The organism is Rhodoblastus acidophilus, from assembly GCF_009720655.1.
Classification (GTDB): Bacteria; Pseudomonadota; Alphaproteobacteria; order Rhizobiales; family Beijerinckiaceae; genus Rhodoblastus; species Rhodoblastus acidophilus_A.
Map to the genome: position 1 here is coordinate 94,485 of NZ_WNKS01000013.1, position 12,500 is coordinate 106,984.

At 64.9% G+C, this 12,500-nt stretch carries 9 protein-coding genes; 2 read left to right on the forward strand and 7 right to left on the reverse strand.

Translation table 11 applies throughout. From position 1 onward, the window contains the following. Positions 1–6 precede the first annotated feature (6 nt). The 6 genes from GJ654_RS14095 to GJ654_RS14120 form a co-directional block, all read right to left on the reverse strand. Positions 7–1,461, reverse strand: a complete 1,455-nt coding sequence (locus tag GJ654_RS14095; protein ID WP_155446806.1) for an efflux transporter outer membrane subunit — start codon at positions 1,459–1,461, stop codon at positions 7–9. Beyond that, entirely contained in the window at positions 1,461–3,047 is a 1,587-nt protein-coding gene (locus GJ654_RS14100; protein WP_155446807.1) for an MDR family MFS transporter, read from the reverse strand. Before GJ654_RS14100 ends, GJ654_RS14095 begins: the two co-directional genes overlap by 1 nt. Continuing rightward, positions 3,044–4,162, reverse strand: a complete 1,119-nt coding sequence (locus tag GJ654_RS14105; RefSeq protein WP_155446808.1) for an HlyD family secretion protein — start codon at positions 4,160–4,162, stop codon at positions 3,044–3,046. Before GJ654_RS14105 ends, GJ654_RS14100 begins: the two co-directional genes overlap by 4 nt. 89 nt (positions 4,163–4,251) lie before the next feature. After that, a complete protein-coding gene (locus GJ654_RS14110; RefSeq protein WP_155446809.1) occupies positions 4,252–6,600 on the reverse strand; it encodes an alpha/beta fold hydrolase in 2,349 nt (782 codons plus the stop codon). Between the two features lie 117 nt (positions 6,601–6,717). Next, positions 6,718–7,926 carry an acetate/propionate family kinase gene (locus GJ654_RS14115; protein WP_155446810.1) on the reverse strand — a complete coding sequence of 403 codons (1,209 nt, stop codon included), beginning with the start codon at positions 7,924–7,926 and terminating at the stop codon, positions 6,718–6,720. A 4-nt stretch (positions 7,927–7,930) separates the two neighbouring features. Beyond that, positions 7,931–9,373 (reverse strand): bifunctional enoyl-CoA hydratase/phosphate acetyltransferase, encoded by a 1,443-nt coding sequence (locus GJ654_RS14120; protein WP_155446811.1) that lies wholly within the window; start codon positions 9,371–9,373, stop codon positions 7,931–7,933. A 133-nt stretch (positions 9,374–9,506) separates the two neighbouring features. Here GJ654_RS14120 and GJ654_RS14125 point away from each other — a divergent pair, with 133 nt between their 5' ends. Next, positions 9,507–10,031, forward strand: coding sequence for a PAS domain-containing protein (locus tag GJ654_RS14125; RefSeq protein WP_155446812.1), 525 nt, complete (start codon positions 9,507–9,509; stop codon positions 10,029–10,031). A gap of 76 nt (positions 10,032–10,107) precedes the next feature. Continuing rightward, positions 10,108–11,595: a methyl-accepting chemotaxis protein gene (locus GJ654_RS21500; RefSeq protein WP_281406408.1), complete on the forward strand. Its 1,488-nt coding sequence runs from the start codon at positions 10,108–10,110 to the stop codon at positions 11,593–11,595. Between the two features lie 21 nt (positions 11,596–11,616). Here GJ654_RS21500 and GJ654_RS14135 read toward each other — a convergent pair whose 3' ends face one another. Then, complete coding sequence (locus GJ654_RS14135; RefSeq protein ID WP_155446814.1) at positions 11,617–12,060, reverse strand: hypothetical protein; 444 nt, start codon at positions 12,058–12,060, stop codon at positions 11,617–11,619. Positions 12,061–12,500 lie beyond the last annotated feature (440 nt).

A 12,500-nucleotide genomic window follows, 5' to 3' on the forward strand; every position in this document is an offset into this window, starting at 1 on the left:
CAATCGTCAATTCGGGTTAAGAGCAGCGCTCTTGTCGCCGGACGCGTCGGGAAAGAACCCTTCCCAGCCGCCGCCGAGCGCCTTGTAGAGCTGCACCTGGTCGACCCCGAGCATGGTCGCGCTGCGCGCCTGCTCCTGTTCGGCGATCAGGGCGGTCCGTTCGGCGGAGAGCACGTTGAGGAAATCGGTGACGCCGTCGCGATAGCGGTCGCGGGCGATCCCGGCGGCTTTTCGCGCGTGGACCACCTGTTCCGACAGCCTGGCATGGCGCGCCTTTTCCAGGCGCAGGGCGACCAACGCGTTCACCACATCGTGCCAGGCGCGCAGGATCGTCTTGCGATAGGCGAGCGCGGCCTCCTGCTGCTGGGCCTCGCGCAGCTCGAGTGTGTTGGTCAGGCGGCCGCCGTTGAAGATCGGCAGGCTGACGCTCGGCCCGAAACTCCACTGGAAAGAGGAGCCGCGAAACAGGGTGTCGGGATTGAGCGAATCCAGCCCCGCCTGCCCTGTCAGCGTGATGGTCGGATAGAAATTGGCGACGGCGACGCCGGTCTGCGCGGTTGCGGCGTGCAACTGCGCCTCTGCCGCGCGGATGTCGGGCCGGCGCCGGGCGAGGTCCGAGGCGACGCCGGTCGGAACGGCGCCGAGCGCGAGCGGCGATTTTCGAGTCTGTCCGAGCCGCGCCTTTAGCGCGCCCGGGGGGTGGTCGACGAGAAAACTCAGGGCGTTGACGAGTTCGGAGTCCTGCTGCTCCAGCGGCGGAAGCTGGGCGCGATAGCCTTCGAGCTGCGAGCGCGCGTTTTCGGTGTCGAGCGCGCTGGCAAGGCCCTTGGCCTGCCGCTCGTCGGCGAGTTTCAAAATCTCCTGGGCGATGCGGATATTGTCGTTGAGCACGCCGATCTGCACCTGCACGCCGCGCAACTGGATGTAGTCGCGCGCGGTTTCCGCCATCACCGACAGCAGCGCGTCGCGGCGCTGGTCCTCGGACATCCGCACCTGCGCGTCGGCGGCCTCCACGGAGCGGCGCACCCGCCCCCAGATGTCCAGCTCCCAGGCGGCGTCGAAACCGACGTAATTGTCGGTGATCGGCGGCACGTTGATGCCGCCGGGAACGAGGCCGTTCATCAGGCTGAGGATGCCATTTTGCGAATATTGCTCGCGGACCGACTTTGCGCCGCCATTGAGCGAGGGCATCTGCGCGGACGCCGCGACACCGCGCTGGAACCGGCTTTCGGCGACGCGCAGGCTCGCCGTCTGAACGTCGAGATTCTTGTCGGCGACCTCGCGGACCAGCGCGGTCAGGGTCGGATCGCGGAAACCCGCCCACCACGCCGGATCGGGCGCGGACGTGCGCGCCCCCGCGACAAAGGCCCGGTCGGGCAGTCCGGTTTCGGGCGGCGAAAAATCGGGGCCGACCGCGTTGCAGCCGGACAGGGCGAGGAGAAGGACGATCGTCTTGCGCATCAATGCGCCCCTCCAGGTCCGCCGACGCTTTTTCTCGACGTCATCAGAAAAGTGAGCGGCACGACAGCGAAAGCCACGATGGCGCAATAAACAAACGTGTCCGAATAGGCCATGATCGCCGCCTGCGCGCGAATGGTCCTCAACACCTGCCCCAGCGCCATCTCGTGGGCCGCCTGCGCCGTCTGCCCCGCCGCAACCAGCGCCTTCTCGTAGGTCGCGACCAGGTTATTGAACGGCTGATGAAAGGGCGAGGCGTACTGGCTCAGAAAATTCTGGTGGGCCTGGGCGCTTTCGGTCACGCTCGCGGTGGACAGCGCAATGCCGACGGAGCCGAACACGTTGCGGAACATGGAAAACAGCGCGACGCCGTCGCCATTGCGCTCGCGCGGCAGGGTCATGTAGGCGACCGTGCTGATCGGCACGAACAGGAAGGCGAGCGCCGAGGTCTGGAACAGCCTCATGCCCACCAGCGTCTGGAAATCGATGTTCTGCGCCAGATGGCTGGAATAGAGGAAGGCGAAGCCCATGATGGTGAAGCCGAGCGCCACCAGATAGCGCGCCGCAACCACTTTCATCACGCGGCCGACGATGGGGATCAGGACAATCATCAAAATGCCGCCCGGCGACAGGATCAGGCCGGACCAGGTGGCGTTATAGCCGAGATATTGCTGCACCATCTGCGGGATCATCACCACGCTGGCGTAAAGCAGCCCGCCGGTCGCGGCGATCATGACGCAGCCGACCGTGTAATTGCGGTCCTTGAACACATCCAGATGGACAATCGGTTTCTTGGCGAACGAAAGCCAGGCGATGGCGCCCAGAATGCCGAGCGCGGCGAGCACGGCCATCAACTGAATGAAGCCGGATTCGAACCAGTCGTCGTCCACGCCGCGGTCGAGAAAAATTTCGAGGCAGCCGAGACCGAGCGTGATCAGGCCGAGGCCGACAAAATCGATGCCGCGGTTGCGCCGCGCCTTCACCCACGGCGGGTCCTCGACCACCACATAGACCCAAATGGCGGCGACGATGCCGATGGGCACGTTGATGTAGAAAATCCAGCGCCAGTCGAATGTGTCGGTGATGTAGCCGCCGAGCGTCGGCCCGAGCACCGGCGCGACGATGGTGGCCATGGCGGCGACGCCGAAGGCCGCGCCGCGCTTGGCGATCGGAAACGTATCGAGAATGATCGACTGCTGGTTGGGCTGCATGCCCCCGCCGAAAAACCCCTGCAACAGCCGGAACAGGATGAGCTGGCCGAGGCTGGTCGCCGCGCCGCACATGAAGGAGCAGACGGTGAACATAATGATGCAGATGACGAAATAGCGCTTGCGCCCCAAAATGTCGCCGAGCCAGCCGGAAATGGTCAGCACGATGCCATTGGCGACGAGATAGGAGGTCAGCGCCCAGGTCGCCTCGTCATTGCTGGCCGACAGCGATCCCGCGATATGCGGCAGCGCCACATTGACGATGGTGGTGTCGAGCACCTCCATGAATGTGGCGAGGGTGACGCCGACCGCGATCAGCCAGGGATTGTGCTTCGGCTTCCAGGAGGCGTCCGCGTCCGGGGCCGCTTGGGCGTCGCTCATTTCAGCGACACTCGTGGCACGACGGACAGGCCAAGCGGCAGCGGCGCGTTTGGATCGAGCCCGCTGTCGATGACAATTTTGACGGGGACGCGCTGCACCACCTTGACGAAATTGCCGGTGGCGTTTTCGGGCGGGAAGGCGGTGAATTTCGAGCCCGTGCCCTGCTGGATGCTGTCCACATGGCCTTCGAGATGGAGCTGCGGATGAGCATCGACCTCGATCTTGACCTTTTGCCCCGGCTTCATCCGCCGCAGCTGGCCTTCCTTGAAATTGGCGACGATCCAGCGCTCGGTCCCGACAAGCGCGAGAAGCTGCTGCCCAGGCGCGACGTAATTGCCGAGTTCGACATTGCGCCGCGTGATCCAGCCGTCCTGCGGCGCGCGCACCGCGGTCCACGACAGGTTCAAATCCGCCTGTTTCAGCCGCGCCTGCGCCTGATCGACAGCGCCCTGCAACTGTCCCACAACTTTTTCGGTCTCGCCGATGCGCTCGGGAACCGGCGTCGCCTGCGCCACCTGGGCCTTGGCCGCCGCGACTTGCGCCTCCGCCTGTTTCAGCGCGGCCCTTGCGGCGTCGACCTCCTGCTGCGAGGTCGCCTGCCGGCTCAACGACGACTGGCGGCTGTAGTCGGCCTGCGCCTTGGCGGCGACGGCCTCGGCGGCGGCAAGCTGCGCCTGCGCCTGGGCGAGCAGGGCGGGAAAATTCTTCTTCGCCACTTCGAGCCCATAGCCCTGCGCGCCGAGCTGGGCTTTCGCCGATTCCAGCACGGCGGCGGCGAGCGCGCGGTCATTCTCGTATTGCCGCGGATCGATGCGCAGCAATTGCTGGCCCTTGGTCACAAACTGGTTGTCGGCGACGTCGAGCGAGACCACCTGCCCCGGCACAAGCGGCGAGATGATGAACGAGCGTCCATCGACAAAGGCGTCGTCGGTGCTTTCCACATCGGCGCCGGACAGGAAAAACCACGCCGCGCCGACCGCGACCAGCACGATCAGGCCGAGGCCGATCTTCTTTCCGAGACCTCCTTTGCCGTCCCCCGCGTCGGCGACGGGCCGAGGCTCCGCCGGCGCCCGCGCGCCCTCGGCATCAGGCGTTTCCACGACAGATTCACTCAAGGCGCGCCCTCGGAATTGACCAATCGGTCAGTTCATAATGCAAAAGGCGAAGCTTGTCTTCTGTCTCTTGCGCGGGTTGGACGCGCGTCTTACTGCGCGGCGGACTGCGCGCTCTCGAGCGGATCGCCGGACGTGAGCGCGCCCAACCGGGGCAGGCCCAGGACGGAACGAATCCTGCGCAGCATCGCCAGCGTATGGGGCTCCATTTCCTCGACCGCGCCGGCGATAGAGTCCACCACGTCGATGGCGCGCTGGCGCTCGGCGGGGTCGGTCAGCAGCAGCGGCAGGGTCTCCACCGCCTTTTCGGGCGCAAATTCCACGATGATGCTCTGCTCGCGGATCAGCGCGGCGCGTTTTTCGGCGCCGAGCGACGCGAAAGGCTCGTCATGGCTGAGCACGTTCGCGGACCGCTCCAGCCGGTCGCGCCGCACCTGATGGCGCGCCTGCGCGATCAGGATAAGCATGCGGATCACCGCGACGGCGAAGCCGCCGCGGTCGATCCCGAGCAGGACGGCTTCGACCTCCGGAAGATGCGCCAGGTCTTTGGCGTCCACGGTGGTGCGCGCCCAGGCGTGACTGGCGCCGAACCGCAGCATGGCCGGCGCGCCATAGATGGAGAAGAACGTCATTTCATAGGCGGCGTCGCGCATGTCGCGCCAGAAATCGAGCGTCTGGACCATCCCATTCGCCCAAATCTTCTCCAGCGCGAGCAAGGGGTTCGCGGGATCGGCTGGCGCGCGCGCCTTTTCTGCTCTCCGCGCCTCCTCCCTGGCGAAATCCATCAGCGGATTTTCGTTCGAAAACATGCGGCGGCTGGCGCGTCCCGGATGCATTTTGCGCGCGGCCTCCGCGGAGGCCTTCGACACGCTAGTCTGAACGAAGGGGCGCGCAAAAATATCGTAAAACTCGCAGGCGAGATCGGAGAGGCGCGACACCGCGCCGAATTGCGCCTCGTCGCCGCGAGAATCGTCGATGCCGGCGAGTTCGCTCATCGTGCGCTGGGTGAAGGACACGCGGAAATGCGCGTCCACCCCCTCGCCGATCTGTTCGTCGATGGTCATCTCGTACAGGCCGGGCGCCAGCGCCTCGATGGTTTTCAGCGTCGAGGTGACCTCGGCGTGCTCCTTCTTCGCGATCGAGGAGGAGACGAAAATGCCGAGATGGCCGACCTTTTCGTGGACCATGTAGATGATGCGATGGCCGCGGACGCGGATCTCGTGCTCGTCGGTAAATGTGTCGGCGATCCAGTTGAGCGCCTGCTGCGGCGGGGTGATGTTGTCGCCCTTGCTGGCGAAGACGATGATCGGCGAGCGGATCGCCTTCAGATCGATCCGGCGCCCACGCTCAAGATGGGCCTCGCCGCGCGACAGCTTGTTGCCGACAAAAATGTTGCGGACGATCCAGGTGATCTCCGCTTCGTTCATGAAATGAAAGCCGCCCCACCAGCGTTCGAACTCAAGAAAACTGGAGCGTGTCTTCTCTGGAGCGGCGAACAGGTCATAATATTTGCCGAAATAATTGCGGCCGGGATTAAGCCCCTCGAAATTGCTGACGAGATGGGCGCCGTCGAACACGCCGGCGCCGAGATCGGACATGAGCAGCGCCGGAAGCGCACCGCCGAGCAGCCCGCCATTGTAGCGCATGGGGTTTTCGCCCATGCGCCCGGACCAGGCCGCCACCGGCGCGCCATTGATCACCAGCGGACCGGAAATGTCGGGATTGGCGGCGGCGAGAATGAGCGTGGCCCAGCCGCCCTGGCAATTGCCGACGACGACGGGCTTTGGCGCGTCGGGATGGCGCCGGCGGATTTCGCGTAAAAATTCGGCTTCCGCGCGCATCACGTCGGCGAGCGTCTGGTCGGGTTCTGGCTGCGGGCGGAACACGCAGAAATAGACGGGATGCCCGTCGTGAAGCGCCACGCCGACCTGGCTGTCCGACTTGAATCCGCCAATGCCCGCGCCATGGCCGGCGCGGGGATCGATGATCATGTAGGGCCGCTTCCAATCGTGGGTCTCGACCCCCTTCGGCGGGACGATTTTCAGAAGCACATAATTGCAGGGATGCGGCAGCGTCTTGCCGTCCATCGCGACTTCATGATCGTAAATCAACACCGGCGGCGTGCCCGCGGCCTCATGGGCGATGTCGTTGTCGCCGCGTTGGCGCAGCACGTCGAGCGTCAGCCAATAGCGCTGGGTCGCGTCGCGCATGTATTCGTCGGCCGCCTTGTCGAGTTTCCCCTCGCGCGCCAGATCGGCGATTTTCTGCAGGGCCGGGCTCGCCGCGGCCAAGGCTGTTTGCGCGCGCTCGCCGTGATTGCGCGCGATCCGTTGCGCGTGAATGGCCGCGAGTTCAGCAAGGTTCTTCGCCTGCCGGGCGCTGGCCGCGCCATCCTCGGAAAGGCAGGGAAAAAGGTTTTCGGGGTCGTAGGTCGAGGGCATGGGCGCCTCCTGAAATCAAGGGCGGAACGAGGCGTGCGACCGCGCCGCCTCGATTGGTGGTCTTGCGTAAAGCTTACGCCCGCTTTGTGACAACTGAAGCGCCGATCGCGCATCTCTTCACTGGAGCGGAGGCACCAGCGGTTTTTTGAGATCGAGCAATTCCGCCGTATGCGCGGCGATCATCCGCTCTTCGTCGGTTTTCAGGATCATGACGACCGTCGGCGAGCCCTTTTCGGAAATGATCCGCTCGTTGCGGGCGTTGGCGTCGAAATCGATCTGGATGCCGAACCATTCCATGTTTTCAAGGATTTTGCGGCGGATGTTGACAGCGTTTTCGCCGATGCCCCCGGTCAGGACCAGACAATCGAGACCGCCCAGTTCGGCGCTGAGGCCGCCGATGTTGCGGCGCACGCGCGAGACGAAATAATCGAGCGCGTCCCTGGCCGATTTTTCGCCAGAAGCTTCGAGCTCACGCACGTCGTTGGAAATGCCGGACATGCCCTTCAGCCCGGAATTCTTGTAGAGCAGGTCGGTGATTTCGGCCGCGCTCATCTTGTTCTCGGCCATGAGATAGAGGACGACGCCCGGATCGAGCTGGCCGCAGCGCGTGCCCATCGGCAGGCCGTCGAGCGCGGTGAAACCCATGGTCGAGCCCACGGATTTCCCCGCGTTGATGGCGCACATCGAGGCGCCGTTGCCGAGATGCGCCACGACCACTTTGCCGCGCGCGAGCACGGGTTCCTCGTGGCGCAGGATGCGGTGGATGAATTCGTAGGACAGGCCATGGAAACCGTAGCGGCGCACGCCCTGGTCGTAATAGGCGCGCGGCAGCGCATAGGTGTCGGCGATGAACGTATGCCGGCGATGAAAAGCCGTGTCGAAACAGGCGACCTGCGCGGCGCCGGGAAAAGCCTCGCGCGCGGCCTCGACGCCGGCGAGGTTGTAGGGCTGGTGCAGCGGCGCCAGCGGCTCGAAGGATTTCAGTTTCGTCAGCACGAAATCATCCACAAGCACGGGTTCGGCATAGACCGGACCGCCATGCACCACGCGATGGCCGACGCCGACCACATTGGCCCCGTCGCCTTCAGATTCCAGCCAGCCGAGCACGGCGGCGAGCCCCGCGCGATGGTCCACGGCGCCATGGCTCTGGTCGAAATCGAAACCGGTTTTTTCCCCGCCGGCTTTTTTCACGCAAAAATGCGCCTTGCCGCCGATGCCGTCGATCTGGCCGAGCGCGAGTTGGGTCAGCTGTCCCTGGGCGATCCGGTAGGCCGAGAATTTGATCGACGACGAGCCGGCGTTGATGGTGATGATGATGTCGGCCAATTTTTCACTCCGCCGCGAGTTTTTCGCCGTTCACGCCGGTGAACGGCTTTCCGTTGTCGCGCCAGTATTTGTAGAGCTGCGCCAGGGCGCAGGAGACGAGGCGCGCCTTGTCGTTGTCGGCGCGGCTGGTCAGCATCACCGGCGCCGACGCGCCGACCACCAACCCGGCCGCCTCGGCGTGTCCCACAAAAGTCAGCTCCTTGGCCAGCATGTTGCCGGATTCCAGATTGGGCGCGATCAGCACATTGGCGTGGCCGGCGACCAGCGAGGCGATTCCCTTGGTGCGGGCGGCGTCCATGTCAATGGCGTTGTCCATGGCCAGCGGTCCGTCGACGACGCCGCCGGTGATCTGGCCGCGCTCCGCCATTTTCGACAGGATGGCGGCGTCGAGCGTCGAGACGATGGCGGGATTGATGACCTCGACCGCCGAGAGCACGCCGACGCGCGCCTCCTCGCCACAGGCGAGCGCGAGGTCGATGGCGTTCTGGACGATGTCCACCTTGGTCATCAGGTCGGGCGCGATGTTGATGGCGGCGTCGGAGACGAACAGCAGGTTGTCCATCGTCGGCGTGTCGATGACGAAGACATGGCTGATGCGCCGCCCCGTGCGCAAGCCGCCCTCCTTCTTGACCACGGCGGCGAGCAGGTCGTCGGAGTGCAAATCCCCCTTCATCACCGCGCCGGCTTCCCCGGCGCGCACCATGGCCACCGCCTTGTCGGCGGCAAGCCGATGATTGCTTTCCTCGACCAGTTGGAAGGCGGAAATATCGGCGCCCAGCGCCTTCGCCGCGGCCGCGATCTTTTCCGGATCGCCGATGAAAATCGGCTCGATCAAACCCTTTTCGAAGGCGAGCAGCGGGCCATTGAGCGAGGCGTGGTTTTCCGGGCAGACGACCGCGGTCTTGAGCCGCGGCAATTGGGCGGCGAGCGCGACGAGATGCGGAAACTGCTCATTCTCTTCGAGAATCAGTGTCGGCAGGTCGCGCGGCTCAATCTCGACGCGCGTGAGCGGCGCCTCGACCACCGCCATGCCCTTGCAAACGGATTCGCCCTTGACGTCAGTGATGACGGTTTCGAACAAAGCCACCGGCTCCTCGCGCTTCTCGCGGCAGGTGACGGTGACGCGCAGGCGGTCGCCGATGTGGACGCGCTTGGCGAATTCAAAGGTCTGCGAGCGGTAGAGCGTGCCGGGTCCGGGCAGAATGTTGCCGAGCACCGTCGAGATCAGCGATCCCACCCACATCGAGGGGGCGATCGGCTCGCTTCCCGCCGCCTTGTCCTCTTCGGAGGGCAGCATCAGCGGATTGCGATTGCCCGACATATGCGCGAACAGCAGCAGGTCGCGCTGGGCGCAGACGCGGTCGATGGTGGCGGTGTCGCCAACCTTGAGCTGCGACCAGATGGTGTTGGCGCGTTTCGCCTGAGAGGCGCGATTTTGAACGATCATTCCGAAAACCTATCTCCTAAAACCTCACCCCGACCTTAACACGATCCCTGAAACAATGATTTGACAATCGCCGCCTCCAGCCAGACGCAAGCTGCGCCGCCTAACTCTTGTGCAAGCGAGGCTGGGCCGTCCCATGAAGACTGCGACTATACCGACGAATCGCGAAGTCTTTTTTGACCGCGATCATTTCATTGTGTCCAAGACCGACCTCAAGGGGCGGATTACCTATGTAAACCGCGCCTTCTGCAAGGTCGCATCCTACACGGAACGGGAGCTGATCGGCGCGCAGCACTCCATCGTCCGCCACCCCGACATGCCCAGGGTTGTGTTCAAGTTCCTGTGGGACCGCATTCTCGAGGGCAATGAAGTCTTCGCTTATGTCAAGAACATGACCAAAAATGGGGATTTCTACTGGGTCTTCGCCCATGTCACCCCCTCCTGCGATCCGGCGGGCAATTTTCTGGGCTTCCATTCCAACCGCCGCGCGCCCGACCGCCGCGTGCTCAACGAAGCCATCATTCCCCTCTACGCCGCATTGCTGAAAACCGAGACGGAGACGCCCAACGCCAAGCAGGGTCTCGCGGCGTCGTACCGGCAATTCAGCGAAATCGTGCAAGGCAAGGCGCGCAGCTATGATGAACTGGTCTTCTCTCTCTAAGGCGCGCGCGGCCGCGGTCTTGGGCGGCGCGGCGGGTTGCGCCGGCGCGGCCGCGAGTTTTTTGGGGGAGCCGCTTTTGGGAAGCGCTCTGGCCGGGCTCGGCGTCGTCGCGGCGCTCGCAGGTTTTTGGGCCCTATCGCGGCTGTCGCGCGCGCTCGCCGACGCGCGGCGGCTGTGCGCGGCCATCGCGCAAGGCGATTTCGAAACCCGCCTCCTCCTGATCCACGAGCGCGGCGAAACCGGTGCGTTTCTTCACGAAATGAACGACATGGCCGACCTGATCGACGCCTATGTCCGGGAAGCCACGGCTTCGCTCGAAGCCATGCGGAGAAACTGCTATTACCGCCGCATCCTGCCCGACGGCCTGAAAGGCGCTCTGCTGGTCTCGGCGACGACGATCAACGAAGCCGCCGATGGCGTGGAAGCGCGGGTCTCCGCCTTCGACTCGTCCACGGAAGAGTTTTCCGCGCAGATCGGGCGCATCGTCGACCAGCTTTCGACCTCATCGAGCGGCATCGGCGCGCTCGCCAACGCTCTGGCGCAGGGCAGCGGCGCGACCGGGACGCGCGCGAAAGACCTGGGCGCGGCGGCGGGCGAAGCGTCCGACAGCGTCGAGGCGGTGAAGAGCGCCGCCGACCGCCTCGCCTCCTCCGCGCAGGACGTGGGCGCCTCCATGCGGCGCACCGTTGACATCGCCCACGACGCCGTGACGGCGGCCCAAAACACCGGACAAGCCGTCGAAAGCCTGAACGGCGCGGTCACGCGCATCGGCGCCATTGTCGGAATCATCAACAAGATCGCGGTTCAGACCAATCTGCTCGCGCTCAACGCCACCATCGAGGCCTCGCGCGCCGGAGAGGCCGGGCGCGGTTTCGCCGTCGTCGCGGGCGAAGTGAAATCGCTGGCGGAGCAGACGACCAAGGCCACCGACGAAATCGCCGGCCTGATCGCCGAAGTGGAGCAGGCGACGCAAGCCGCCGTCGCCTCGACGGGCGAAATCGGCAACCGCATCGCCGACATCGACCAGGTGACCGGCGCGGCGCTCCCCCAGATCGAGAGCCAGGTCGTCGGCGCCGGCGAGATCGCCGACCATCTGCAAACAACCCTTTTGCGCACACGACAGGTCTTGGATGCCCTGTCCGGCATCCAGGCCACGGCGGCGGAGGGTTTGGGGCAGGCGCGCGACGTCACCGGCGCGGCCGGCGCCATCGGCGAGGAAAGCGGCCGACTCAACACCACCGTCAAGGACTTCCTTGTCAGCCTGCGGCGCGGACCGCTGGACCGGCGTGGCAACGAACGCCACGAACTCGGCGTCACCGCGCATATCGTCACGGCGCGGGGCGAATTTCCAACCACGGTGTTCGACGTCAGCCGCTCCGGCGCCAAGCTGTCGCCCGTCGACGGACTGGTGGCGGGAGGTTCGGCAATCCTGCGCTTCGCGGATGGTCACGAAGTCCCCATAACGGTCAAATGGATCCACGACAATCAGGCCGGCGTCGCCCTGCCCCCCGGCGCCATCAACGCCGCCGTACTGGAAAAATTGCGCGGCATGAAGGCGGCTTGAACGCGGCGCGGGCTGGCCGTTTCAATCAGCCATGCCGGCGCCGATCCAGGTCACGAACTCCGGGGCGACCCGTCGTTGAGCGGCGCGAGGCAAAGCAAATTGCGCAGCGTATGGGATTCGAACGCGCGCGATCGAATTCATTTGATCCACGAGACATATCCGCCAATCAATGCGAATGCGGCCGCGATCAATCGAAACGGGCGATTGACAGAGCCATTCCACGGCGGGAATCGCCAGGACCAGCAGAGCGCCGGCGCCGGCGCCGCAGATTTGCCAAACCCGGGCTTGCACGCCGGCGACAAGAGTTTCCAGAACAAGCAATGTCATCCCGGCAGGCGACGACGAGGCGTTCAGGCTCAAGACACCTTTTTCGCCGCCGCCATAAAGCAAAGAGCTGCGCGCCAAATCGAAGCGACCCGGCACGCCAATCCCACGCGTTCGCCGCGCGTGTGAAAAGCGCTTCATCACGCCGTGAGCAAGATGAGGACAAAGATCATCCCCGGCGCTGCGGGACCAGCGTCCTGACGCGCTTGCGTGAGGATTGGGCCTCGACGCCGCTCTTGACCCGTCAGGCTTCCGCCAGATCGTGCAAGGCGATGAACGCCTTATAGAGAACGCGCGGATCGAACTTGCCCTTGTCGACGGCCGGGGGCTCGCGCTTAGGGCCGAGCAGCGCGCAGGTCGCCGCTTGCGTCGATCCGACCCGGCGCCGTCGAGGCCGCCGCCGAGCCTGTCCGACTCCTCGCGGATCATGAAGGCGGCGGCCGCCACCGACCAAAAAGACCTTGGCTGCAAACGGGTGGCGGCAGAGTCGGAAACTGCTCACACCGAGAGCGCGACGCCGTGCGCGCCATGGCGACCGTTTGCCGCGATGGGGGGTAGTTTCCGAACCTTTCTGAGCGCCA

Excerpts from the sequence above, each read along its gene's own strand:
- GJ654_RS14095 (WP_155446806.1), bottom strand. The coding sequence starts at position 1,461 with ATGCGCAAGACGATCGTCCTTCTCCTCGCCCTGTCCGGCTGCAACGCG.
- GJ654_RS14100 (WP_155446807.1), bottom strand. The coding sequence starts at position 3,047 with ATGAGCGACGCCCAAGCGGCCCCGGACGCGGACGCCTCCTGGAAGCCG.
- GJ654_RS14110 (WP_155446809.1), bottom strand. The coding sequence starts at position 6,600 with ATGCCCTCGACCTACGACCCCGAAAACCTTTTTCCCTGCCTTTCCGAG.
- GJ654_RS14120 (WP_155446811.1), bottom strand. The coding sequence starts at position 9,373 with ATGATCGTTCAAAATCGCGCCTCTCAGGCGAAACGCGCCAACACCATC.
- GJ654_RS14125 (WP_155446812.1), top strand. The coding sequence starts at position 9,507 with ATGAAGACTGCGACTATACCGACGAATCGCGAAGTCTTTTTTGACCGC.
- GJ654_RS14135 (WP_155446814.1), bottom strand. The coding sequence starts at position 12,060 with ATGAAGCGCTTTTCACACGCGCGGCGAACGCGTGGGATTGGCGTGCCG.